Source organism: Cellulosimicrobium sp. CUA-896 (assembly GCF_001942335.1).
In the GTDB taxonomy this organism is placed as follows: domain Bacteria; phylum Actinomycetota; class Actinomycetes; order Actinomycetales; family Cellulomonadaceae; genus Cellulosimicrobium.
Genome location: NZ_MKKH01000006.1, coordinates 18715 through 41694 on the forward strand (window position 1 = coordinate 18715; position 22980 = coordinate 41694).

A 22980-nucleotide genomic window follows, 5' to 3' on the forward strand; every position below is an offset into this window, starting at 1 on the left:
CGCGTCGCGTCCGGCCATCGTGCGCTCCCGGCCGCCGGGCTCGCACCCCGAGCGGCGATAGGCTGCTCGTCGCGCACGACGGCTCGGGAGGCGGGAGACCACATGGACGGCGGCCCCTCGGGAGCGACGACCACGGCACGGACGCTGCTGGTCCTGCAGCAGCTCACGAACGCGGCGCACCCCCTGAGCGTGCCGGAGATCGCGTCCGCGACCGGCATGGCCACCGCAGAGGTGCACCGGGTCCTCGGCGAGCTGCGCCAGTTCGGCTTCGCCGTGCAGGACCCGGCGACGGGCCGCTACCGGACGGGCCACGCCGCCGTCGGGCTCGGGCAGGAGGCGCGGCGCCGGGACGCGCTGCGCACGGCGGGCACGCCCGTCATCGCGCGCCTCGCCGCGCTCACCGGCGAGACCACGACCCTCAGCGCCCGTCAGGGCTACGAGCGGTGCTACGTCGGCCAGGTCGAGAGCATGCAGGAGATCCGCATCTCGGTGACGCTCGGCGAGCGCGTCTCCCTGGTCGTGGGGGCGAACGGCATCGTCATCCTCGCGGCGCTGCCCGACGAGGACGTCGAGCAGGTGCTGCGGCTCCCACGACCGCGGCTGACGTCGTCGACGATCACGGACGAGCAGGTCATCCGCGAGCGCGTCGCCGTCGCGCGCGAGCGCGGGTGGGCCCGCTCGGACGGCGAGCGGGTCAAGCACTCGGCGTCGATCGCGGCGGCGGTGCTCGACCGGGACGGGCGGCCGGCGGGGTCGTTGTCCGTGGCCTACCTGGCGGAACGGGCCGACGACGCGACGATCGCCCAGCTCGCCGAGGTCGTGGTCGAGGCCGCGGCGGAGGCCTCCGCGCGGCTGCGCGACCTCGACGCGTAAGGGGTTACACCGGCGAAACGTGACGGGCACGGTCCGGAAACGGTCGGGAAAGGGCCGGGCAACGTCGCCCTCCTAGCGTGGGCGCGTCGCCGGCGTTCCCCGCCGGGACGTCCTCCCGACCCAGGACGGTGTCCCATGACTGTTCCCCCGACGACGTCCGCCGCGCCGTTGCTCCAGGTGCGCGACGTCTCCTACAGCTACCGCAGCTCGCTGCCGCCCGTCATGGAGCACGTCGACCTGTCGATCCGCTCCGGCGAGTTCTTCGTCCTCCTCGGCCCGTCGGGGTGCGGCAAGACGACGATCCTCAACCAGGTCGCCGGCTTCGAGCGGCCCACGGCGGGGGAGATGCTCGTCGCGGGGGAGCGCATCACCGCGCCCGGGCCCGACCGCGCGGTCGTCTTCCAGGGGCACGAGTCGCTCCTGGGATGGCTCACGGTGCGGCAGAACGTGGAGTTCCCGCTCAAGGTCGCGGGCGTCGGGACGGCGGAGCGCCGCCGGCGCGGCCAGCACGTCCTCGAGCTGGTCGAGCTCGCGCACCAGGCGGACAAGCTCCCGCACGAGCTGTCGGGCGGCATGAAGCAGCGCGTGCAGATCGCGCGCGGGCTCGTGACGGACTCGCGCATGCTCCTCATGGACGAGCCGTTCGGGGCGCTCGACGCCCAGACGCGCGCGTCGCTCCAGCTCGAGCTGTCGAGCATCTGGGAGCGCGAGCGACGCACCGTCCTGTTCATCACGCACGACATCTCCGAGGCGGTCATCCTCGCCGACCGGGTCGGGGTGATGAGCGCCGGCCCGCGCGCGTACCTGCACTCGGTCGTGGACGTCGACCTCCCGCGGCCGCGCCGCCGCGGTCCCGAGCTCAACGCGCTCGTCGACCGCCTCGAGGCGACGGTCACCGCGGCGAAGGCGCGGCGGCCCGTGGCGGACCTGACGGAGGCGGCATGAGCGCCCCGGCCCTGCCGTCGCCGATCACCTCGCCGCGCGTCGGGCGGGCCCTGCTCGGGGTCGGTGGTGTCGCCCTCGCGGTCGTGGTGTGGCAGGCCGCGGCCACGGTCACCGCGAACCCGCTGGTGCTGCCCGCCCCCACCGAGGTCGCGGTCGCGCTCGGCGAGCTCGTCGCCGACCCCGCGACGCGACCGCAGGTGGTCGACACCCTGCGTCGCGCGGTCGTCGGCTTCGCCCTCGGGGCGTTCGCCGGTCTCCTGGTCGGCGCGGCCATCGGGTCGTTCCGCCCGGTGCGCACGGTCCTCAACCCGTACCTCAACTTCCTGCGCATGGTCGCGCCGATCGCGTGGATCGTCCCGGCGACGATCTGGCTCGGCGTGGGGGAGCCGTCCATCCTCTTCGTCGTCGTGTACGCGGCGCTGTTCCCGGTCGCGATCAACACGATCAGCGGCATCGCCGCGGTCGAGCCGGACAAGCTGCGCATGGCGCGGGCGGTCGGGTCGTCGCCCGCCGGCACGTTCGTGCGGATCCTCGTGCCCAACGCCGTCCCGTACGTCATGGCCGGCGCGCGCCTCGCCCTGGGGCTGTCGTTCATGGCCGTGATCGGAGCCGAGATGATCATCGGCCAGTCCGGCCTCGGGTTCGTCATCTACAGCGCGAGGACGTTCTCCGACACGGCGACGATGTTCGCCGGGATCCTCGTCCTCGGTGTCGTCGGCTACCTGTTCGACGCGTCGTTCCTCGCGCTGCGCAGGGTGTTCCTCGAGAAGTACTACGCAGGACGGGAGGTCCGGTGATGGCTGTCTCCACCACGCTCGGCACGACCTCGACGGCCGGGCGCGCGACGCGGCGGCTCGTCGTCCCCAGGCCCGCGGCGGCGCGCGCGCTGCGCCGGACCGGGGTGCTGCTCGGCTCGCTCGTCGTCCTCGTCGCGCTGTGGGAGTGGGGTGCGCGCGCCTACGGCGTGCCGCTGCTCTTCCCCGGCCCGCTCGCGGTCGCCGAGGCGTTCGCCGACAACCTCGCGGACGGCACCCTCGTCGACGCGGTCGGCGCGAGCCTGACGCGCATCGCGGCCGGCTTCCTCGTCGGCTCCCTCGCGGGCGTGCTCCTCGGGCTCCTCCTCGGCGGGAGCAGGATCGCCGCCGGCCTGGCCGCGCCGCTGGTGACGTTCTTCCGCTTCGTGCCGCCGCTGGCCTGGTTCGGCCCGGTCCTCGTGTGGTTCGGCACGGGCGAGACGGCGAAGATCCTGCTCATCGTCTACACGAGCGTGTTCGTCGTCGCCCTCAACACGATCGAGGGCACCACCAAGGTGCCGCGCGACATGGTCCGCATGGCGGGCGTCGCCGGCGCGAGCTGGTGGCAGCGCACGACCTGGGTGACGCTCCCGGCGAGCGTCCCGTACATCGCCGCCGGAGCGCGCGTGGCCATGGGCAACGCCTTCATGACGGTCGTCTCGGCCGAGATGCTCGGTGCGTCCGCCGGTCTCGGCGTCATGGTGAACAACGGCATGACGTCGACCAACGTCCCGGACGCTTCTCCGCGATCCTCGTGCTCGGCGCCCTCGGCCTCGTCGCCGACCGGCTGTTCGTGCTCCTGCTCAACACGGTCGGCAAGCGGTTCCGCGGCGTGGGCTCCGCCGACGTCGCCTGACCCTCCCGCGGCACCGCCCGACCGGCGGCCCTGACGATCCCAGCGGCCCCGACGCTCTCTCCCGACCCGCACGGCGCTCGCGTCCCCGCGCGAGGCCTGCTCCGCCCTGCCCAGCAACGGAGGTACCGATGCTCACCCCGAACGAGCGCATGCTCTACTCACCGATGGCCGAACGGCCGCGCGTCACGTGGCCCGAGGGGAAGACGGTCGCCTTCTGGCACGCCCCCAACGTCGAGCACTACGACTGGCTCGCCCCGCAGGGCCGGCGCATGGCGGCGCGCGTCACCCCGCCCGACGCCGAGCACTACATGCACCGCGACTCCGGGAACCGGGTGGCGTTCTGGCGGATGCTGCGCGCCGTCGACCGCTACGCGATGCCGTCGACCGTGTCCCTGAGCCTCGCACTCCTCCAGGAGCAGCCCGAGATCCGCGACGCGATGCTCGAGCGCGACTGGGAGATCATGAGCCACGGCATCTCCAACCTGCGCCCCCTGTACGGCATGACGCCCGAGGAGGAGCACGAGTTCTTCGCGACGAGCCAGCAGCTCGCGCTCACGCACTACGCCGGCCGGCCCATCAAGGGCATGCTCGGCCCGCGCATCTCCTCGACCTACCGCACCGCGGACATCATGGTCGAGCACGGGATGACGTACTTCGCCGACTTCGTCCACGACGAGCACCCGCGCCCGATCCTCACCGAGTCCGGCAAGCGCCTCGTCACCGTGCCGTACACGTTCACGCTCAACGACGTGCCGGCCGTGCTCGCGCGCAGCACCCCAAGCAGTACCTCGTGGACCTCGCGAAGGCGCAGGTGGACCGCCTGCTGCGCGACGCCGAGGAGGACGGCCAGGGACGCGTCGTGTGCCTCGCCACGCACCCGTTCGTCATGGGGCAGCCCAACGCCGCCGCGTACCTCGAGGCGATCTTCGACCACGTGCGCAGCGACGACCGCGTCTGGGTGACCACGGCCGGCGCCATCACCGACCACTACCTCGAGAACTTCTACGACGAGCAGGTCGCCTTCTCGCGCGCCCTGCTGGACGAGCACGCTGGAGCGCACGCATGACGCACATCGCCATCAACCCGTCGGACGCGACCGTCTTCGCGCCCACCCTGCCGTCGGGGTACGACACGCACCGCGAGCCCTGGGACGCGCCCGCCCCGCTCACGGTCTCCGTCCTCCTGCACGCGCCGTACTACCTCGACGTCAACCTCGAGGGGCAGTACCGCGCCGCGAGCATGCCGGGCGGCGTGGGCGGGTCGTACCCGGAGCCCAAGGGCGGACCGGAGCGCGGCCAGGTCGCCAAGGTGTCGCAGTACGAGTTCGGCCTGACCAACGGGCTCGACCGCCTGCTGCGGACCGCGGACCGTCACGGCGTCCCCGTCGCCGTCGCGCTCGACGCGTACGGCTGCCGCGAGGTCCCCGGGCTCGCACGGCGCGTCGCCCGCGCGGCCGGCGAGGTCGTCGTGCGCGGGGAGGCGGCGACGTCCGTCATCGACGCGCAGATGTCCGAGGCCGAGGAGCGGGACTACGTCGAGCGGTCGGTCGACGCCGTCCGCGCGGCCACCGGCGTCGAGGCCACCGGCTGGTTCGGTCCCGAGCGTGGGTGCACCGACCGCACCACGCAGGTGCTGCGCGAGTCCGGCATCACCTGGTTCGGCGACTGGAGCGTCGACGAGCGCCCCGTCGTGCTCGACGGCCCGGCCGCCGGGCTGTGCGCGGTGCCGTTCTCCCTCGACACGGAGGACTCGTTCCAGCTCTACGTGCGCGGCGGGACCTTCCAGGACTACGAGCAGCTGCTGAACGACACCGTCGACCAGCTCCTCGCCGACGCGGCCGTCGTCGGACCCCGCTTCCTCGGCCTCAGCTGGGCCGGCTGGGTCCTCGGGCAGGCCTGCTACGCCGACGTCGCGGAGCGTCTCCTCGCGCGCCTCGCCGCCGAGCCGGACGTCCGCGTCGTCCTGCCGTCGCAGGTCGTCCCCGCCGCCTGACCACCCCACCGGGTCGCCCGCCGGCACCCCGGCTCCCCCAACGAGAGGACCCCGTCATGCCGTCCACAGCACCGCCCACCGCGACGCTGGACGTCGCCGTCGTGCAGACCGGAAGCATCCCCGCGGACCGCGAGGAGGCCGTCGCCGGTCTTCTCGGGCTCTTCCGCGAGGCCGCCGTCCCGGGCACCGACGTCGTGCTCTTCCCCGAGCTCATCACCACGCCGTACTTCGGCCTCACCGGCGACGACGCGTTCACCGACTGGGCCGAGCCCGTGCCCGGCCCTACCACCGAGGCCTTCGCGGCGGTCGCCGCCGAGCTCGGCGTCGGCGTCGTCCTCGGGATGTACGAGCGCGCGGCCGACGGGACGCTCTACAACTCCGCCGTCGTGATCGACGCCGAGGGGCGGCTCGTGCCCGGGACCGCGCTCGACGGGTCGACCGTGCCCGCCTACCGCAAGACCTCCATCCCGCAGCTCCGGCTCCGGCGTCCCCGTCGACGAGAAGCAGTTCTTCGAGCCGGGCGTCGGCCCCGTCGTCTTCGACGCGTTCGGCACGCGCCTCGCGACGCTGATCTGCTACGACCGCAGCTTCCCCGAGTACTGGGAGGCGGCCCGCACCCTCGGCGCCGAGGTCGTCCTCGTGCTCGTCAGCTCGATGGGTGCCCGCGAGGGGCACTTCGTCCACGAGCTGCAGATCCGCGGCAAGGACGCCCAGGCCTGGACCGTCGCCGCCAACCGCGCGGGCGAGGAGACGGTCCAGGGCCGCACGACGAGCTCGTTCGGGCTCTCGTGCATCGTCAGCCCGCACGGCGAGCTCGTCGACGTCGCGCCCGCGCACACCGCCCCGCACGTCCTGCACGCCTCGCTCGACCTCGGCCGCGTCGAGGAGCTGCGCACGACGTTCCCCTTCGCCCGCGACAAGGTCCCCGCCGTGTTCGAGCACATCGCCCGGCTCAAGCGCGCCCAGCGCGCGACGGCACCGGCGCCCGCAGGTCTGGCCTCGTGAGGCGCGCCGCGCGGGAGCGCGGCGCCTGGCCGGTCCTCGTCGCGACCAGCGTGAACGTCGTCCTGGTCTTCGTCGGCGCGACCAGCCTCACGATCCTGCTGCCGCAGGTGTCTCGCGACTTCGGCGCGAGCCCCGCCGAGACGACGTGGTTCATCCTCGCGTACCAGCTCGTCATGACCGCGCTCATCATCGTCTTCGGGCGGTTGTCGGACATCTTCGGCCGCAAGCGGATCTACGTCGTCGGGGTGCTGGTCTTCCTCGTCGGCAGCCTCGCGGCCGGCCTGGTTCAGGAGCCGGGGGCGTTCGTCGGCGCCCGGCTGGTGCAGGGCGTCGGAGCCGCGGCGATCATCACGAACACGACGGCGATCCTCACCGACGTCTTCCCGCGCGAGCGCCTGCCGACCGCGCTCGGCATGAACGCGACGTCCGCGGCGTTCGGCCAGGCCCTCGGCCCCGTCGTCGGCGGGGTGGCGGCGGAGCTCGCGGACTGGCGCGCCATCTTCCTCGTGTCCGGGCCGCTCGCCCTGCTCAGCCTCCTCGTCTCGCTCCGGCTCGTGCCGGGCCGGCCGGGGACGGGCCGGGAACGGGTCGACGTCGCCGGCGCGGTGACGCTCGTCAGCAGCCTCTCGCTGTTCGTCGCCGGCATGTCCGTCGGCTCGGCGGCCGGCTGGTCCGGGCCCACCGCCCCGCTGCTCGTCGGCGGTGCGCTCCTCGTCCTCGGGTTCTTCGTGTGGACCCAGACCAGGGTCGCGAGCCCGCTCGTGGACCTGGCGCTGTTCCGCGTGCCGCGCCTCGGACGGCGCTACGCCGCGGTGTTCGTCTCCGGGTTCAGCCAGTACGCGGTCATCCTGCTGCTGTCCACGCACCTGCAGGCGACGGAGGGCGCGAGCGCGTTCGACGTCGCCATGATGGTCGTCGTCGCCCCGTCGGCGACGATCGTCGCGGCGCAGGTCGCCGGGCGGCTCGTGGGCCGCGTGCCCGTCGCCCGCCTCGCCGTCGCGGGGATGGTGATGATCGTCGTCGCCGCGGCGACGCTGGCCGTCGCCGTGCGCACCGACACCCTCGCCGTCGGCGCGTACGTGTCGCTCGCGCTCCTCGGGCTCGGCATCGGCACGTTCATGACGCCGAACACGAGCCTCATCATGCTCATCACCCCGACCAACCGCCGGGGCGTGTCGAACGGCATCCGCTCGACCATGCTCAACGCCGGGTACCTGGTCACCACGGCCGTCGCCCTCGCGGTCTCGACCGCGACCCTGACACCCGACGGGCGCCGCGCCGTCTACGCCGGGGACTTCCCCCTCACCGGCGCCGACGCGGCCCACTTCGCCACCGGGGTCCAGCTCGCGCTGCTCGTCCTCGTCGTCTCGGGCGTGCTCGGTGCGGTGCTCAGCGGGGGCCGTGGCCCGGCACCCGGCACGGCGCTCGCGGCTCCCCCCGCCACTCCTCCCGGGGCGGCCCCCGGCCCGGTGCCGTCCGACCCGGGACGGCCGCCCGCGGGAGGCCCCGACGGCGTCCCCGTCCACCCCTGACCGCCGCCGGCGGGCCTCCCCACGGGCACGTCACACGTCCGCAACGTGCCGGACCGGGCGCCGAAACAGAACCCTTACGACCCAGAATCACCGGCCTCGCAGACTCGGACCGCACCGCGATCCCCGGCCGGGCCCGGCCACGGACCGGGCAAGCCTCCCCGCACCGCGCGCGGTGCTCACCACCTCGAAGGAGCTCTCATGACACGGAACCGAAGCCTGGCCGCGGGTGCGGCGCTCGCGATCGTCGCGACGGCGGCGCTCACCGCCTGCTCGGACGACAGCGCGACCGGTGGGGGCGACTACCCCGAGCCCGTCGCCTCGATCGACGTCGGCGTCGCGCCCGACTTCTTCTACACGCACCTGTACCTGGCGGTCGAGAAGGGCTTCTTCGCGGAGCAGGGCATCGACGCGACGCTCACCGAGTACCCGTCCGGGTCCGAGGCGACCGAGGCCATCACCGCGGGGCAGAACGACCTGACGAGCACCACGGCCACGACGATCGCGTCGCTGTCCGGCAGCGGCTCGCCGGCGAAGGCGATCGGCGGCAACCTCGTCGGTCAGGGCTGGTTCGCCGTCGTGGGCAACGAGGGACTGGGCGACGTCTCCTCGGTCGAGGACCTCGAGGGCGCGTCGATCGCCGCCCAGCACACCACCGTCCTCGACATGCACGTGCGCTCGTTCCTCGACATGCACGACGAGACGGTCGACCTGATCGACTACCAGGACGTGAAGATGGCGCAGCTCATCACGGGCCTCACGCGCGGCGACTACGACGCGGCCTCGATGTGGGAGCCGAACGTCACGAAGGCGCTGCAGAGCGTGCCGGGCGCGTCGGTCGTGCTCGACAGCGACGAGGCGCTCGACGTGGCCGGCTACGTCGTCGCCAGCCCGGACGTCTACGAGGACCAGGACGTGGCCGACCGCGTGCTGACCGCGATCGCCGAGACGATCGCGTGGATGGACGAGAACCCCGACGAGGTGCTCGCGACCGCGATGGAGAACAGCGGGCTCGACGACGAGGAGCTCGCGCAGACCGTCCAGGACAAGATCACCTACGAGATGTCGGCGTTCACCCCGGAGCGGGTCGCCGAGATCGAGGCCGCCGCCGCGTTCTTCACCGAGCAGGGCGTGCTCGACGCCACGCCGGAGGAGACCGCCGAGGTCTACCTGCCGGAGTCTACGACACCTGGGCGTCGTCCGCCGACGGCGACGAGACCGAGGAGTAGGCGCCCGTGCTGGATCTGCACGAGACCACGAGCAGCGGCGGGGCGGCGCGTCGCGTCGTCCGCCCCGTCGCTGCTCGACCCGGTGACCGTCGGCGGGCTGGAGGTCCGCAACCGCGCGTGGCTGTCCCCGATGTTGCATGTACGCGTGCGGCGACGCCGACGGCCGGGTCGGGGACTTCCACGTCGCGCACTACGGGGCGATCGCCCTCGGGGGCACCGGTCTCCTCGTCACCGAGGCGACGGCGGTCCGTCCCGACGGGCGCGTCACCCCGTTCGACGCCGGGCTGTGGTCCGACGACCAGGTCGACCCGTGGCAGCGCGTCACCGACCTGGTCCACGGCGCGGGCGCGGCGATGGCGGTGCAGCTCGCGCACGCCGGCCGCAAGGGCGCGAAGTACCCGGGGCTCCCCGGGGACGCGGTCCGCGGGCCCGTGCCCGCGGAGGACGGCGGGTGGACGATGCTCGGCGCGAGCGGCCGGGCGTTCGGCACGGCGCCGGCCCCGGCGCGGGCCTCCACGGACGAGCTGCACCAGGTCGTGGAGGACTTCGCGACGGCGGCCCGTCGCGCGGTGCGCGCCGGGTTCGACGCCGTCGAGCTGCACGCGGCGCACGGCTACCTCCTGCACGAGCTGCTCTCGCCCCTGACGAACGACCGCGACGACCGCTGGGGCGGCGACCGGGAGGGACGCGAGCGGCTGCTCCTGGAGACGGTCGCGGCGGTGCGTGCCGAGCTGCCCGGCACGGTGGCGCTCCTCGTGCGGCTGTCCGCCTCCGACGGGCCCGACCTCGGCACCACCGTCGCCGAGACGGCGGACCTCGCGGTCCGGCTGGCGGCGCGCGGCGTCGACCTCGTGGACTGCTCCTCGGGCGGGCTCCTGGCCGGCGTGGAGTACCCCTCGTTCGCGGGGTACCAGGTCCCGGGCGCGGCGGCCGTGCGCGCGGCGGGCGTGCCGGCGGGCGCCGTCGGGCTCATCAACGACCCGCACCACGCCCAGGCGGTGCTCGACGCCGGCCACGCCGACGTCGTGCTGCTCGGGCGCGAGCTGCTGCGCGACCCGCACTGGGTGCGGCGCGCCGCCGTGGCGCTGGGCCGCGAGGACGCGATCGCGCCGCCGCCGCGCTACCACCGCGCATGGCGCGGACCGCAGGACCGCCCCTGGGGCACCGGGGGCACGACGACGAGGAGCGACGCATGAGCACAGGGACGACCACCGCCACCGATGCGGCCACGCTCGACGCGAGCGCCGTCGCCCGGGCGGTGCGGGACGGCAGCCTGACCGTCCGCGACGTCGCCGAGGCCGTGCTGCGCCGGGTCGCCGAGCGCGACGACGCCGTGCGGGCGTGGGCGCACCTCGACCCGGAGCAGGTGCTCGCCGAGGCGGACCGCCTCGACGCCGCGCCGGAGAAGGGACCGCTGCACGGCGTCCCGGTGGGCGTGAAGGACGTCATCGCGACCGCGGACATGCCGACGCGGCACAACACGGCCCGCTACCGGGACAGCGTGCCCGGTGTCGACGCGGCGTGCGTCGACACGCTGCGCGCCGCGGGGGCGCTCGTGCTCGGCAAGACCACGACGACCGAGTTCGCCGCGACGAGCGTCGGCGGGCCGACGCGCAACCCGCACGACCCGTCGCGAACCCCGGGCGGGTCGTCGAGCGGCTCCGGTGCCGCGGTCGCGGACCGGCAGTGCGCGCTCGCGCTGGGCACCCAGACGGGCGGCTCGACCATCCGGCCCGGGTCGTTCACCGGCGTCTACGCGTGGAAGCCACGTGGGGGACGATCAGCCGCGAAGGCCTCAAGGTGTACTCGGTCACGTGCGACACGCTCGGCCTGTACGCCCGGTCCGCGCGGGACCTCGCGCTCCTCGCCGACGTGTACCGGGTCGAGACGGACGCCGCCGCGCCGCCGTCCACGCTCGAGGGGCTGCGCGTCGGCGTGTGCCGCACGCCGGAGTGGGGCGCCGCGACGCCCGCCACGCGGGACGCGCTCGACGCCGCGACCCGGGCGCTGCGGGCGGCGGGCGCGGAGGTCGTCCCGTTCGACCTGCCCGCCGCGTTCGACGACGTCTACGCCGTGCACCGGGCGGTCCTGCGGCGCGAGGGTCGCTCCGCGTTCCTCAACGAGGTCGTGACGACGCCCGGCATCGGGTCGTTCTTCCGCGACCTCGTCGAGGGCCGTCCCGGTACGGACGCCAACGGCCGTCCCGCCCCGGAGCTCGGGGTGGACGACTACCGCGCGGCGTACCGCACCGCGGACGCGCTGCGCGCCCGGATCGACGACCTGCAGCAGACGGTGGACGTCGTGCTCACCCCGAGCGCGACGGGCGAGGCGCCGGTGGGGCTGGAGAGTACCGGCAGCTCGGTGTTCAACTCGCCGTGGACGCTCCTGCAGGTGCCGGTCGTCAACGTGCCCGGGCTCACCGGGCCGTCGGGCCTGCCGGTCGGGGTGTCGCTCGTCGGCCGCCGGTACGACGACCGGCACGTCATCGCGTGCGCCGGTCTGCTCGGGGACGTCCTCGCCCCCGCGGCCTGACCCCGGCCCGTCCGCCGCCTCCGCTCTCCGCCGCCTCCGCTCTCCGCCGACCACGCGGTTGGTGTCGTTCTCGCGCCGAGAACGTCACCAACCGCGTGGTCGTGCGTGAGCAAGGTCGTGCTCGACGGCGCGGCGGACGGCCGGTCGGTCAGCCCGCCGAGCGCAGGCGCAGCGAGTTCCCGACGACGATCACCGAGCTCGCGGCCATCGCCGCCCCCGCGATCATCGGGTTGAGCAGGCCCGCGGCCGCGAGCGGGATCGCCGCGACGTTGTACGCGAACGCCCAGAACAGGTTCTGCTTGATCACCCGCAGCGTCCGGCGCGAGAGCCGGATCGCCGTCGCCGCGCTGCGCAGGTCGCCGCGCACGAGCGTGAGGTCGCTCGCCTCGATCGCGACGTCCGTGCCCGTGCCCATCGCGAGGCCGAGGTCCGCCGTGGCGAGCGCGGCGGCGTCGTTCACGCCGTCGCCGACCATCGCGACGACGCGGCCCTCGCCCTGGAGCCGGGCCACGACGTCGACCTTCTGGTCCGGGAGCACGCGCGCGACGACGTCCTCCTCCGCGATCCCGACGGCGCGCGCCGCCTCGCGGGCGGAGCCCTCGCCGTCGCCGGTGAGCAGGTACGGGCGCAGCCCGAGCGCCCGGAGCTCGGCGACGGCCTCCGCCGACGTCGGCTTCACCGGGTCGCGCAGCACGAGGACACCCCGCGCGGCGCCGTCCCACGCGACGACGACCGCCGTCGCGCCCGTCCGCTCCGCCGCGGCGAACGCGTCGTCGAGCGCGGCGTCGCTCGTGACGCCCTGGTCGGCCAGCCAGGAGGGCTGCCCCACGAGGACCCGTCGCGCGTTGAGCGCACCCGCGGCGCCCGTCTCCAAGCCGGGCCCCGCGGAGCCGGCACCGAGCGAGAGCCCGGAGTGCGCGGTCCGGACCACGGCCTCGACGCCCCCGCCCGGGACGCTGCGGAAGTCGAACGCCTGGAGCGAGCCGATCGCGACCCCGTCGGCGCCCACCGACCCCTCGTGCGTCGCGGTCGCCTCGCGCGCCGCCTCCGCGATCGCGCGCGCGATCGGGTGCTCGCTCAGCGCCTCGACAGCGCCCGCGTGCCGCAGCACCGCGATGGCGTCGCGCGCGGGACCGGCGCCCGCCGTCCCGGTGGGCACCGCGGACAGGTCCAGGGTGCCCGACGGCGTCACGACCGCCTCGACCGCCATCGCACCCTCGGTGACCGTGCCGGTCTTGTCGAGCACGACCGTGTCGACGCGCCGCGTCGACTCCAGGATCTCCGGACCCTTCACCAGCACGCCGAGCTGCGCGCCGCGTCCGGTGCCCACGAGCAGGGCCGTCGGCGTCGCCAGACCCAGCGCGCACGGGCACGCGATGATGAGCACCGCCACCGCGGCCGTGAACGCGAACGACGGGTCCGCACCCGCGAGGAGCCAGCCGGCGAGCGTGGCGACCGCCAGCACGAGCACGACCGGCACGAACACCGCCGAGATGCGGTCCGCGAGCCGCTGCACGGGCGCCTTGCCCGTCTGCGCCTGCGACACCAGCCGCCCGATCTGCGCGAGCGTCGTCTCCTCGCCCACGCGCGTCGCCCGCACCAGCAGGCTCCCCGACGTGTTCACCGTCGCGCCCGTCACGTCGTCGCCGGGGCCCACGTCCACCGGCACCGGCTCGCCCGTGAGCAGCGACATGTCGAGCGCGCTCGAGCCCTCGACGACGACGCCGTCCGTCGCGACCGTCGAGCCCGGCCGCACCACGAACACGTCGCCGACGCCCAGCGCGGCGACCGGCACACGCTCGGAGACCCGGGCGCCGTCCGGCCCGAGGACGGGAGACCCGTCGTCGGCGAGGCGCACCCGTTCCGCGTCCTTCGCGCCCAGCTCGAGCAGCGAGCGCAGCGCGTCGCCCGCGCGGCGGCGCGACCGGTGCTCCGCGTACCGGCCCGCCAGCAGGAACGTCGTCACCACCGCCGCGACCTCGAGGTACAGCTCCGGAGGGCCGGCGTGGTCGCGCGACGGGATCAGCGACGGCTGCATCCGCATCCCGATCTCGCCCGCGCCGCCGAGCAGCAGCGCCCACAGCGACCACAGCGTCGCCGCGACGACGCCGAGCGAGACGAGCGTGTCCATCGTCGATGACCCGTGGCGCGCGGCCCGGGACGCCGCCGTGTGGAACGGCCACGCCGCCCACGTCACGACCGGCAGCGCGAGCACCGCCACGACCCACTGCCACGCCGGGAACTGCAGCGCCGGGACCATCGACAGCGCCAGGACCGGGACGGTGAGGACCGTCGCGACGCGCAGGCGGCGCAGCAGGTCCACGCCGCGGTCGCGCGTCGGGGCGGAGGTGTCGTCGGTGTCGGTGTCGGTGTCGGTGTCGGTCGTGGGTGGGGCTGCCGTCGCACCGTGTCCGTGGTGCGGGTCCGGTCCGGGGCCGCGGTGGCGCTGCGGGCAGTGACGCGGGCGGTGTAGCCCGCCTTCTCGACGGCGGCGACGAGGTCGGCGTCGTCGACCGGGGCCGCGAGGACGACGTGGGCGTTCTCCAGCGGCAGGTTCACCGTGGCGGTGACGCCGTCGACGCGGTTGAGGCGCTTCTCGACGCGGGCGACGCACGACGCGCAGGTCATGCCCTCGATCGCGAGGTCGAGCTCGGCGACCGGTGGGCCGCCGAGCGACGAGGCCGGGTCGGGCGTGGGGTGGGCAGGCATCGGGTGACTCCTCGACAGGTTCTCGGGTGGAGGTCACCGGCGGCGTACCGGGGTGGCGGACGGCGCGGCGGGGCGCCGGTCCCGGTCGGGACGGCGCGGCGCGGAGGGCCCGGGTCGCCGGAGGCGATGGTCGGCGGGCGGTCCGCGGGAGGGTGTTCCCGACGGCGGGCGCGGCCGTGCGGGACGTGCGGTGCGGGACGTGCGGCAGGTGACGTGCGGTGCGGGCGACGCGCGGCCCGGTGCGGGGCCGAGCCGCGCGTCGGGTGCCGGGCCGTGACCGGACCGGCGCGCGTCGGGGAGGTCAGGCGGTGGGCGCCTGGAAGTCCTCGGAGCGCTCGGCGAAGGTCGCGGCGTGCAGGCTCTCGGACGCGCGGTCGTGCGCGGCCTGCTTCTCCGGCGCCTGCTCGCGGTACTGGGCTGCGAGAGCGTCCTGCTGCACGTCGACGGACTCGACCGTGTAGCCGGCCTCGTCGACCGCGGCGCGCAGGGCGGCCTCGTCGAGGGGCTCGTCGGAGAACACGGTGACCTCGGACGTGCCGCCCTCGTGCAGCTCGATGCTGAGGTTCTCGACGCCCTCGACCTTCTCCACCTCCTCGGTGACGCTCGCGACGCAGTGGCCGCACGTCATGCCGGTGACGCGCAGGGTGGTGACGGTGCTCATGGTGCTCCTCGGTGGTGGTGGGTCAGCTGCGGACGAGTCGGGCGATGGCGTCGGCGGCCTCCTTGACCTTGGCCGCGCCCGCGTCGTCGGACTGCTTCGCGGCGTCGACGACGCAGTGGCCGAGATGGTCCTCGACGAGCCCGATGCTCACGGCCTGCAGGGCCTTCGTCACGGCCGAGACCTGCGTGAGGATGTCGATGCAGTAGACGTCGTCGTCGATCATGCGGGCGATGCCGCGCACCTGCCCCTCGATCCGCCGCATGCGCTTGAGGTACGCCTCCTTGTCGGACGCGTACCCGTGCGGGCCGTCGTGGCTCGTGCGCCCGTCGTGGTGGGGGGCGCGCTCGCGTGCCGTCGCGGTCATGTGGTCCTCCTCGGCTCGTCTGCCCACCACCATACCCCCAGAGGGTATGGTGCGCCAGGGGTCGCGCACATGACAGCTGTCACCCCGACGTCGTGAGGACAGCACCCGCAGCGGTGACGGCAGGCACTGCCGCGCGCGCGGCGGCGGCGCGAGGGTGGAGGGACCACCACACGAGAGGCTCGCCATGACCGACATCGTCACCGCCCTGCAGGACTTCACGCTGGGCCTGCCGCCCCTGCTGCGCTGGGTCGGCGTCCTGCTGGCCGCGATGATCCCGTACGTCGAGGCCGAGGGCGCCGCGATCCTCGGGATCGTCGCCGGGATCGACACGTTCGTCGCGATCCCCGTCGCGATCGTCGGCAACGCCATCGCGCTCGCGGTCGTCGTCTGGGTGATCGGGGCGGCGCGGTCCGGCGTCACGCGCGGGCGGACCACCGAGGCGAGCCCGAAGCGCCAGCGCATGCAGCGCGTGTTCGACCGGTACGGGGTGCCGGGCGTCAGCCTCCTCGGGCCGCTCCTGCTGCCCAGCCACGTCACGGCCGCGGCGATGGTCGGCTTCGGCGCGCCGCGCCGGCGCGTGTTCGTCTGGGGCGTCGTCGCGGTCGCGCTCTGGGCCGTGCTCTTCGGCGTGCTCGTGCACCTCGGCGTCGAGGCGGCCGTGTCCTGATGTCGCGAGCCCTGACGGCGCGAGCCCTGACGGCGGCACCACCGCCGGGGTCACGACGGCGTCACGGACGCATCACGATCTCGCGCTCGCCGCGCGCTCGGTCGCGGCCGGTCCTAGCCTCCCAAGCATGGGGACGCGACGGCGCGTGTCGGCGTGGCAGGGGGCCCGGACGGCTCTCGCCGCATCCCTGCTCGCGGCCGGACTGGTCGCCGTCGCCCCGCCCGCCGGGGCCTGCGCGTGCGGCGGCATCGTGGACGGCCCGGCCGACGAGTCGTCCGTGACCGCCGAGACCGCGGTGCTGCAGTGGGACGGCACGACGCAGACCCTCGTGCTCGAGCTCGAGACGCTGTCCACCGCCCCCGAGGTCGGGCTGATCCTGCCGACGCCCACACCGGCGGAGGTCGCGCTCGCCGACCCGGAGATCTTCCGCGAGCTCGACGCGATCACGGCCCCCCGCGCCGTCGTCTCGGGGTACCGCTGGTGGCCGGACCTGGGCTTCGGGAGCACGTCCGCCGCGTCCGCGGGCGGCGGGGCGCCGGGCGTGGACGTGCTGACCGAGGTGCGGCTCGGGCCGCTCGACGTCGCGACGCTCGCCGCGACCGACACCGCCGCGCTCGACGCGTGGCTCGCCGAGCGGGGCTTCGAGCTCCCCGCGTCGGTCCGGGGCGCGATCGCCCCGTACGTCGCGGAGGGGTGGTCGTTCGTCGCGGCCCGGCTGGCGCCCGAGGAGGCGACGACGTTCGACGGGACGCTGCAGCCGTTGCGCGTCACGTTCGCGACCGACGCGCTCGTGCACCCGATGCGCATGTCGGCCGCCGCCGAGCAGACGCAGCGCACGCGCACCTACGTCCTCGCCGACCACCGCATGGACCGCGCCGACCCGACGGCCGACCTCGCCGCCCCGAGCGTGCGTTTCGCCGGTCGCGTGCCGCCGGGCTCCGTCGGCTCGGCCGAGCTCGCCGCGCTGCTCGCGGCGGGCGACTACGTCACCGCCCACGAGCAGACGTTCACCGACCCCGCGACGCAGGTCGTCTCCGACTTCGCCTTCGTCACCGCGCCGTCGGACGCGACCCGCTCGCCCACGTACGCCGTGGTCGCCGACAAGCGGATCGGACCGTTCTTCGCGGGCCCCGTGCTCGCGTTCGGGGGAGTCCTCGTCCTGTCGGTCCTCCTCGTGTGGGGATCACGGCGCCACCACGCCCCCGTGCGCGCCGTCGCGCCCCGACCGGCACGGGCCTGAGCCGTGGTCGCGCGCGACACGGGCGCCACCCGGGTGTTCCATGAGGATCGAGCGGGCGTGCGGTCCTGCAGCCCGGCAGCCACGCACGGAAGGCGGACACCATGACCACCATCCCCGACCCGGGCCTCACCGCGTTCTCGCGCACCGCGCGCCAGGTCTGGTACTGGCTCGTGCTGCGCGGCGTGCTCGCCGTCCTCTTCGGCGTCGTCGCGCTCGCCTGGCCGGCCATCACCGCCGCGGCGTTCGTGTGGATCGTCGGCGTCTTCGCCGTGGTCGACGGCCTCGTCCTGGTGATCGAAGGGGTGCGACGCCGCGGCACCGGCGGCGGGACCGCGTTCCTCGTGACGATGGGCCTCGTGAGCGTGGCCGTCGGCGTCGTGCTGCTCGTCTGGCCGGGCAAGACCGCCATCGTGCTCACGTGGATCATCGGGTTCTGGGCGGTGCTCTACGGGCTCGTCCAGGCCGCCGCGAGCCTCCTCCTGCGCCGGGCCGCCGGCAGCGGCTGGGGCTGGGGCGTGCTCGCCGGCGTGCTGAGCATCGTCTTCGGCCTGCTCGTCCTGTTCAACGTCGAGGCCGGCCTCGTGTCGATCGTCTGGCTGCTCGGGATCTTCGCGATCGTCTGGGGCGTCATGCTGGTCGTCTTCGGCGTCCAGGTCCGCTCGCTCGGGCGCCGCGCCGGGGAGGCGGCGACAGCCCCGTACTGACGCCGCCCCCGGTGCCGGTGGTCCCGTGGTCGGCCCGGTGATCCCGTGGTCGGCGGAGAGGAGGCCGACGGCGCGCGGTCAGGCGGGCGTCGACCGCGCCGCCGCGCGCGCCGCGGCCGGGAACGCCTCGACGATCCGCGAGACGGCCGCGTCGTCGTGCGCGGCCGAGACGAACCACGCCTCGAAGAGCGACGGCGGCAGGTTCACGCCCTGCTCGAGCATCGCGTGGAAGAACGCCCGGTACCGGTGCACCTCCTGGGCCTGCGCCTGGGCGTAGGTGCGCACGCCGGCGCTCGCGGCGAGGTCGCCGAAGAACACGGAGAACAGCGAGCCCGCGTGCTGCACGCGGTGCGCGACGCCCGCGGCGTCGAGCGCCTCCCCGACGGCGGAGGACAGGGTCCGCGAGACCTCGTCCACCCGCGCGTACACGGCCTCGTCGGCGAGGCGCAGGGTCGCGAGACCCGCCGCGACCGCGACCGGGTTCCCCGACAGGGTGCCCGCCTGGTAGACCGGGCCGGCCGGCGCGAGCTGGTCCATGACCGTCGCGGGGCCGCCCACCGCGGCGACCGGCATGCCCCCGCCCACGACCTTGCCGAACGTGAACAGGTCCGGCACGTAGCCCTCGGGGCCCCGCGCCGCGGGGGCGTGCGCCCCGTTCTCGACCCCCCACCAGCCGCTCGGCCCGACGCGGAACCCGGTGAGCACCTCGTCGAGGATCAGCAGCGCCCCGTGGTCCGCCGTGATGCGCCGCAGGCCCTCGTTGAATCCCTCCGCGGGCGGCACGACGCCCATGTTCGCCGGCGCGGCCTCGGTGATCACGGCTGCGATCTGCGAGCCGCGCTCGGCGAACGCGGCCTCGACGGCGGCGAGGTCGTTGTACGGCAGGACGAGCGTGTCCGCGGCGCTGGCCTCGGTCACGCCGGCCGAGCCGGGGAGGGCGAGCGTCGCGACGCCGGAGCCCGCCTGCGCGAGGAGCGAGTCCACGTGCCCGTGGTAGCAGCCGGCGAACTTCACGATCACGTCGCGGCCCGTGACGCCGCGCGCGAGCCGCACCGCCGTCATGGTCGCCTCGGTGCCGGTCGACACGAGCCGCACCCGCTCGGCAGCGGGCACGCGGCGCCGGATCTCCTCGCCGAGCTCGACCTCGGCGAGCGTCGGCGCGCCGAACGACAGGCCGCGCGCTGCGGCCTCCTGCACCGCCGCGATGACCTCCGGGTGTGCGTGGCCGAGCAGCGCCGGGCCCCACGAGCACACGAGGTCGACGTACTCGCGCCCCGCGACGTCGGTGACGTACGCGCCGTGCGCCGACGCGAGGAAGCGCGGGTCGCCGCCCACCGACCCGTACGCGCGCACGGGCGAGCTCACGCCGCCGGGCAGCACGCCCTGGGCGCGCAGGAACGCCTCGTGGTTGCCCGTCGCGGTCGCGCTCGGCGACACCACCTCCGCCTGGGCGGCCGCCGCCGCCCCGAACCCCGTCGACTCCGTCATCAGCGCGCCCCTCCGAAGGTCTCGTCGTGCAGCCAGCCCGCCAGCTCGACGGCCCAGTAGGTGAGGATGACGTCGGCGCCCGCCCGCCTGATGCCGAGCACCGACTCCGAGATCGCGGCGCGCCGGTCGATCCAGCCGTTCGCCGCCGCCGCCTCGATCATCGCGTACTCGCCCGACACCTGGTACGCCGCGACCGGGACCGGCGACATCTCGGCGACCGCGGCGAGCACGTCGAGGTACGACCCCGCGGGCTTGACCATGACCATGTCCGCGCCCTCGGCGAGGTCCAGGTCCGCCTCGCGCAGCCCCTCGCGCGCGTTGCCGGCGTCCATCTGGTACGTGCGGCGGTCGCCCTGCAGCGCCGAGTCGACGGCCTCGCGGAAGGGTCCGTAGAACGCGCTGGCGTACTTCGCGGAGTACGCGAGGATGCCGACGTCGGAGTACCCCGCCGTGTCCAGCGCCTCGCGGATCACGCCGACCTGGCCGTCCATCATGCCCGACGGCGCCACGACGTCCGCGCCCGCGCGCGCTGGGCGACCGCCATCTCGCGTACCGCTCCAGCGTCGCGTCGTTGTCGACGACGACCGTCTCGGCCGACCCGTCCCGGCGCGTCGCGAGCACGCCGCAGTGCCCGTGGTCGGTGAACTCGTCGAGGCACGTGTCCGCCATGACGACGGGCGCGCGGCCCGTGGCCGACTCGACGTCGCGCGCGACCTCGCGGCTCAGCCGGATCGCGCGCTGCAGGATCCCGTCCTCGGCGTCCGCCTGGGTCCCCGTCGCGTCGCGGTGCTCCGGGATGCCGAACAGCATGACGCCGCCCACCCCCGCCTCGGCGGCCGCGCGGACCGCGTCCGCGAGCGTCGCCTCCGTGTGCTGCACGACCCCCGGCATCGACGAGATCGCGCGCGGCGTCTCCAGGCCCTCCTTGACGAAGAGCGGCAGCACCAGGTCGGCCGGGTGCAGGCGCGTCTCGCCGACGAGGCGGCGCAGCCGCCGGGTGCTGCGCAGCCGACGCGGCCGGTGGTGGCCGACGGGCAGGCCGGTGTGCGGGCTCGGGACGTTCACGAGGGGTCTCCTCCGGGGGTGGTGCCATGGGTGGGACCGTCGCCGGCGCCCGCCGGGGCGACGCGTGGCGCGGTCAGGACGGTGGTCAGGGCAGCGGCGAGCGCGGCGTCCGTCGGGCGGTCGGCGACCGCGTCGAGCCGCAGCCCGACGGCGCGCGCCGCCCGGGCGGTCGGGTCGCCGATCGCGACGGCCGCGACGTCGTCGCGCGGTCCGAGCTGGCGGGCGACCTCGCGCGCGACGCTGCCGGACGTGAGGACCACGGCGTCGACCGCGCCCGCGCGCCAGGCCTCGACGACCTCCGGGGCGAGGTCGTGCGCGACGGTGCGGTAGACGGTGACGACGTCCGGCGCGTACCCGAGGTCGCGCAGGCCGTCGGTCATGGTGGGGGCGGCGAGGTCGCCCTGGGGGAGCAGGACGCGGCTCGATGTGGTCGGGGCGGCGGCGGGTTGGCCGGAAGTGCTCGGGCTACCATCCGCGCCAGAACCGGCGCTCACTCCCGCTCTGCCGTCGGTGCCCGCCACGCCCTTCGCATCCTCCGGCCACCCCGCCGCCTCCGCTGCCGTCTCACCCGCCGACCGCCGCGCGTTCTCGGCGGGTGCGGCCGTTGCGGGCAGGGCGGTAAAGGCGGTCACCAGGCCGCGGGCGGAGTTCTCCGCCGGCTCGAGGGAGACCGTGACGCCCGCGCTCGAGGGCGCGGCGCGTCGCCGGACCGACGGCGGCCCAGCGGGCCGCGCGCGCCACGTCGGCCAGGGAGGTGCCGCGGCGTGCGGCGCTCGCGGCGAGCTCGTCGATCGCGTTGACGCTCGTGACGACCACCCAGGCGAAGCGGCCGTCGGCGAGCAGCGCGAGGGCGTCGTCGACCGGGGCGGTGTCCTCGACGGGTGCGCGCTCGATCGCGGGGCTGACGAGCACCTCGGCACCGGCGGCCCGCAGCTCCTGTGCGAGGGCCGCGGCGCGCTCGGGAGCCCGGGGGAGCAGGACGGTCCGGCCGGCGAGGGGCTCGTCCGCAGCGTCCGCTGCCCGGGCCGTGTCGTCGGCCGGGGCGGCGGAGGTGCCGGCGGAGGTGCCGGATGGGGCGGCCGGGAGGACGGGGGCCGGTCCGCGCGACGGGTCGCGCAGCGGGCCGGGCGTCATCCGGCGTCCCCGCGGAAGCCGCCGTCACGCAGGTGCTCGCGCGCCTTCTCCACGGCTCCGCGCGGCGGGGCGGGAGGGTGGGCGTCGGCCGGGGCGTCGGTGCCCGGTGCGGCCTCGGCGTCCGGTGCCCCGGCGCCCGGCAGCGTCGCCTCCGCGGCCTCGGCGGCGTCGGCGGTCGGTCCCAGCGGGGCGAGGTTCGCCGCGCCGTCGGCGAGGAGGGCGTCGGCCACGCGCCGGCCGAGCGCGAGCGCCACGTCGTCGCGGGCCGCCCGGCGGTCCGGGCCCGTCGAGGGGAGGGGGGCGCGCGCCGCGTGCGTGAGCTGCTCCGCGCCGTCGACGCGCGCCACGACGGCGGTGAGCCGCAGCTCGCCGTCCTCGGCCACCGCGTGGGCGCCGACCGGGGCGGCGCACCCGGCCTCGAGCCGGGCGAGCAGCGACCGCTCGGCGAGGACCGCGACCCGGGTGCCCTCGTGGTCGAGCGCGTCGAGCGCTCGGCGACCACCGGGTCGGCGAGGGACTCCGTGCGCACCTCGACGGCGAGCGCGCTGGCCGGGTGCGGGCGCCATCACGGTCGTGTCGATGACCTCGGTGACCTGGTCGAGGAGCCCGAGGCGGGCGAGGCCGGCGTACGCGAGGACGACGGCGTCGAGGTCGGCGTCCTCGCCGAGCGCGCGGCGCAGGCGGGTGCCGACGTTGCCGCGGATGTCGACGACGTCGAGGTCCGGCCGTACGGAGCGCAGCTGCGCGGCCCGGCGCGGGGAGCCGGTGCCGACGCGCGCGCCGCGCGGGAGCGTCGCGATCGTCCGCCCGTCGCGCGCGCACAGCGCGTCGCGGGGGTTCTCGCGCTCGGGGGTCACGACGGTCAGGCCCGGGGCCGGGGCCGTCGGGAGGTCCTTGAGGGAGTGGACCGCGACGTCGCAGCGCCCGTCGAGGAGGGCCTCGCGCAGCGCGGTGACGAACACGCCGGTGCCGCCCATCTGGGCCAGCGACCCGGTGAGCACGTCCCCCTCGGTGCGGATGCGCACGGTCTCGACCGGGCGTCCGGTCAGCTCCTGGAGGCGCCGCACGACGAGGCCTGTCTGGGTGGTCGCGAGGGCGCTGCCCCGGGTGCCGACGCGGAGGGTGGTGAGGGTGCTCGCCGTGGTGCTCACCCTCCCAGTGTCCTCCGAGCGTCCGCGATCTCGAAATGCGGG

General features: G+C 75.3%; 19 protein-coding genes and 5 pseudogenes. 15 read left to right on the forward strand and 9 right to left on the reverse strand.

The features are described 5' to 3' along the window. Positions 1 to 102: 102 nt before the first annotated feature. From BJF88_RS02475 to BJF88_RS22910, 10 genes and pseudogenes are all read left to right on the forward strand, one after another. Entirely contained in the window at positions 103 to 873 is a 771-nt protein-coding gene (locus BJF88_RS02475; protein ID WP_075827633.1) for an IclR family transcriptional regulator, read from the forward strand. Between the two features lie 135 nt (positions 874 to 1008). Further along, entirely contained in the window at positions 1009 to 1818 is an 810-nt protein-coding gene (locus tag BJF88_RS02480) for an ABC transporter ATP-binding protein (protein ID WP_075827634.1), read from the forward strand. Next, on the forward strand, positions 1815 to 2615 hold the full coding sequence (locus BJF88_RS02485) for an ABC transporter permease (RefSeq protein WP_075827635.1): 801 nt from the start codon (positions 1815 to 1817) through the stop codon (positions 2613 to 2615). The genes BJF88_RS02480 and BJF88_RS02485 overlap by 4 nt, the downstream gene beginning before the upstream one ends. After that, positions 2615 to 3502: an ABC transporter permease gene (locus BJF88_RS02490; RefSeq protein WP_075827636.1), complete on the forward strand. Its 888-nt coding sequence runs from the start codon at positions 2615 to 2617 to the stop codon at positions 3500 to 3502. Before BJF88_RS02485 ends, BJF88_RS02490 begins: the two co-directional genes overlap by 1 nt. A gap of 94 nt (positions 3503 to 3596) precedes the next feature. Then, entirely contained in the window at positions 3597 to 4430 is an 834-nt protein-coding gene (locus BJF88_RS02495) for a polysaccharide deacetylase family protein (protein WP_075827637.1), read from the forward strand. Next, on the forward strand, positions 4403 to 4534 hold the full coding sequence (locus BJF88_RS20980; protein WP_255371687.1) for a hypothetical protein: 132 nt from the start codon (positions 4403 to 4405) through the stop codon (positions 4532 to 4534). The genes BJF88_RS02495 and BJF88_RS20980 overlap by 28 nt, the downstream gene beginning before the upstream one ends. Then, complete coding sequence (locus BJF88_RS02500) at positions 4531 to 5460, forward strand: hypothetical protein (RefSeq protein WP_075827638.1); 930 nt, start codon at positions 4531 to 4533, stop codon at positions 5458 to 5460. The genes BJF88_RS20980 and BJF88_RS02500 overlap by 4 nt, the downstream gene beginning before the upstream one ends. Before the next feature lie 56 nt (positions 5461 to 5516). Further along, positions 5517 to 6465 (forward strand): annotated as a pseudogene (locus tag BJF88_RS20985) (carbon-nitrogen hydrolase family protein). Beyond that, positions 6462 to 7997, forward strand: a complete 1536-nt coding sequence (locus BJF88_RS20990) for an MFS transporter (protein ID WP_075827639.1) — start codon at positions 6462 to 6464, stop codon at positions 7995 to 7997. Before BJF88_RS20985 ends, BJF88_RS20990 begins: the two are co-directional and overlap by 4 nt. Before the next feature lie 198 nt (positions 7998 to 8195). Continuing rightward, positions 8196 to 8915, forward strand: a pseudogene (locus BJF88_RS22910) (ABC transporter substrate-binding protein); the annotation flags it as partial. Here BJF88_RS22910 and BJF88_RS21000 read toward each other — a convergent pair. After that, a complete protein-coding gene (locus tag BJF88_RS21000; RefSeq protein WP_255371699.1) occupies positions 8894 to 9049 on the reverse strand; it encodes a hypothetical protein in 156 nt (51 codons plus the stop codon). The pseudogene BJF88_RS22910 and the gene BJF88_RS21000 sit on opposite strands and share 22 nt — an antisense overlap. A 311-nt stretch (positions 9050 to 9360) precedes the next feature. Here BJF88_RS21000 and BJF88_RS02520 point away from each other — a divergent pair, with 311 nt between their 5' ends. Both BJF88_RS02520 and BJF88_RS21010 read left to right on the forward strand, forming a co-directional pair. After that, the gene (locus BJF88_RS02520; RefSeq protein WP_139315882.1) at positions 9361 to 10419 is read left to right on the forward strand and encodes a hypothetical protein; all 1059 of its coding nucleotides are present in this window, start codon (positions 9361 to 9363) and stop codon (positions 10417 to 10419) included. A 152-nt stretch (positions 10420 to 10571) separates the two neighbouring features. Continuing rightward, positions 10572 to 11755: pseudogene (locus BJF88_RS21010) on the forward strand (amidase); the annotation flags it as partial. Positions 11756 to 11903: 148 nt separating this feature from the next. Here BJF88_RS21010 and BJF88_RS02530 read toward each other — a convergent pair. From BJF88_RS02530 to BJF88_RS02540, 3 genes and pseudogenes are all read right to left on the reverse strand, one after another. Beyond that, positions 11904 to 14464, reverse strand: a pseudogene (locus BJF88_RS02530) (heavy metal translocating P-type ATPase). 301 nt (positions 14465 to 14765) lie between these two features. Next, entirely contained in the window at positions 14766 to 15125 is a 360-nt protein-coding gene (locus BJF88_RS02535; protein WP_075827640.1) for a heavy-metal-associated domain-containing protein, read from the reverse strand. A 22-nt stretch (positions 15126 to 15147) separates the two neighbouring features. Then, positions 15148 to 15489 (reverse strand): metal-sensitive transcriptional regulator, encoded by a 342-nt coding sequence (locus BJF88_RS02540; RefSeq protein WP_075827641.1) that lies wholly within the window; start codon positions 15487 to 15489, stop codon positions 15148 to 15150. 184 nt (positions 15490 to 15673) lie between these two features. Here BJF88_RS02540 and BJF88_RS02545 point away from each other — a divergent pair, with 184 nt between their 5' ends. The 3 genes from BJF88_RS02545 to BJF88_RS02555 all read left to right on the forward strand — a co-directional run bounded on the left by BJF88_RS02545 (position 15674) and on the right by BJF88_RS02555 (position 18100). Beyond that, complete coding sequence (locus tag BJF88_RS02545) at positions 15674 to 16156, forward strand: hypothetical protein (RefSeq protein ID WP_075827642.1); 483 nt, start codon at positions 15674 to 15676, stop codon at positions 16154 to 16156. Between the two features lie 127 nt (positions 16157 to 16283). After that, positions 16284 to 17396: a DUF2330 domain-containing protein gene (locus BJF88_RS02550; RefSeq protein ID WP_083648801.1), complete on the forward strand. Its 1113-nt coding sequence runs from the start codon at positions 16284 to 16286 to the stop codon at positions 17394 to 17396. A 101-nt stretch (positions 17397 to 17497) separates the two neighbouring features. Further along, on the forward strand, positions 17498 to 18100 hold the full coding sequence (locus BJF88_RS02555; RefSeq protein WP_075827643.1) for an HdeD family acid-resistance protein: 603 nt from the start codon (positions 17498 to 17500) through the stop codon (positions 18098 to 18100). Positions 18101 to 18178: 78 nt separating this feature from the next. Here the strand turns inward: BJF88_RS02555 and hemL are convergent, their stop codons facing one another. The 5 genes and pseudogenes from hemL to hemC form a co-directional block, all read right to left on the reverse strand. After that, the gene (hemL, locus tag BJF88_RS02560) at positions 18179 to 19588 is read right to left on the reverse strand and encodes a glutamate-1-semialdehyde 2,1-aminomutase (RefSeq protein WP_083648802.1); all 1410 of its coding nucleotides are present in this window, start codon (positions 19586 to 19588) and stop codon (positions 18179 to 18181) included. After that, positions 19588 to 20626, reverse strand: a pseudogene (hemB, locus tag BJF88_RS02565) (porphobilinogen synthase). The gene hemL and the pseudogene hemB overlap by 1 nt, the downstream one beginning before the upstream one ends. A 23-nt stretch (positions 20627 to 20649) precedes the next feature. Beyond that, a complete protein-coding gene (locus BJF88_RS02570) occupies positions 20650 to 21285 on the reverse strand; it encodes a uroporphyrinogen-III synthase (protein ID WP_369824446.1) in 636 nt (211 codons plus the stop codon). Further along, entirely contained in the window at positions 21218 to 21787 is a 570-nt protein-coding gene (locus BJF88_RS02575) for a uroporphyrinogen-III synthase (protein ID WP_075827645.1), read from the reverse strand. The genes BJF88_RS02570 and BJF88_RS02575 overlap by 68 nt, the downstream gene beginning before the upstream one ends. Continuing rightward, positions 21784 to 22938: a hydroxymethylbilane synthase gene (gene hemC / locus BJF88_RS02580; protein ID WP_255371690.1), complete on the reverse strand. Its 1155-nt coding sequence runs from the start codon at positions 22936 to 22938 to the stop codon at positions 21784 to 21786. The genes BJF88_RS02575 and hemC overlap by 4 nt, the downstream gene beginning before the upstream one ends. Between the last annotated feature and the right edge of the window lie 42 nt (positions 22939 to 22980).

Excerpts from the sequence above, each read along its gene's own strand:
- BJF88_RS02475 (WP_075827633.1), top strand. The coding sequence starts at position 103 with ATGGACGGCGGCCCCTCGGGAGCGACGACCACGGCACGGACGCTGCTG.
- BJF88_RS02480 (WP_075827634.1), top strand. The coding sequence starts at position 1,009 with ATGACTGTTCCCCCGACGACGTCCGCCGCGCCGTTGCTCCAGGTGCGC.
- BJF88_RS02485 (WP_075827635.1), top strand. The coding sequence starts at position 1,815 with ATGAGCGCCCCGGCCCTGCCGTCGCCGATCACCTCGCCGCGCGTCGGG.
- BJF88_RS02490 (WP_075827636.1), top strand. The coding sequence starts at position 2,615 with ATGGCTGTCTCCACCACGCTCGGCACGACCTCGACGGCCGGGCGCGCG.
- BJF88_RS02495 (WP_075827637.1), top strand. The coding sequence starts at position 3,597 with ATGCTCACCCCGAACGAGCGCATGCTCTACTCACCGATGGCCGAACGG.
- BJF88_RS02500 (WP_075827638.1), top strand. The coding sequence starts at position 4,531 with ATGACGCACATCGCCATCAACCCGTCGGACGCGACCGTCTTCGCGCCC.
- BJF88_RS02520 (WP_139315882.1), top strand. The coding sequence starts at position 9,361 with ATGTACGCGTGCGGCGACGCCGACGGCCGGGTCGGGGACTTCCACGTC.
- BJF88_RS02535 (WP_075827640.1), bottom strand. The coding sequence starts at position 15,125 with ATGAGCACCGTCACCACCCTGCGCGTCACCGGCATGACGTGCGGCCAC.
- BJF88_RS02540 (WP_075827641.1), bottom strand. The coding sequence starts at position 15,489 with ATGACCGCGACGGCACGCGAGCGCGCCCCCCACCACGACGGGCGCACG.
- BJF88_RS02545 (WP_075827642.1), top strand. The coding sequence starts at position 15,674 with ATGACCGACATCGTCACCGCCCTGCAGGACTTCACGCTGGGCCTGCCG.
- BJF88_RS02550 (WP_083648801.1), top strand. The coding sequence starts at position 16,284 with ATGGGGACGCGACGGCGCGTGTCGGCGTGGCAGGGGGCCCGGACGGCT.
- BJF88_RS02555 (WP_075827643.1), top strand. The coding sequence starts at position 17,498 with ATGACCACCATCCCCGACCCGGGCCTCACCGCGTTCTCGCGCACCGCG.
- hemL (WP_083648802.1), bottom strand. The coding sequence starts at position 19,588 with ATGACGGAGTCGACGGGGTTCGGGGCGGCGGCGGCCGCCCAGGCGGAG.
- BJF88_RS02575 (WP_075827645.1), bottom strand. The coding sequence starts at position 21,787 with ATGACGCCCGGCCCGCTGCGCGACCCGTCGCGCGGACCGGCCCCCGTC.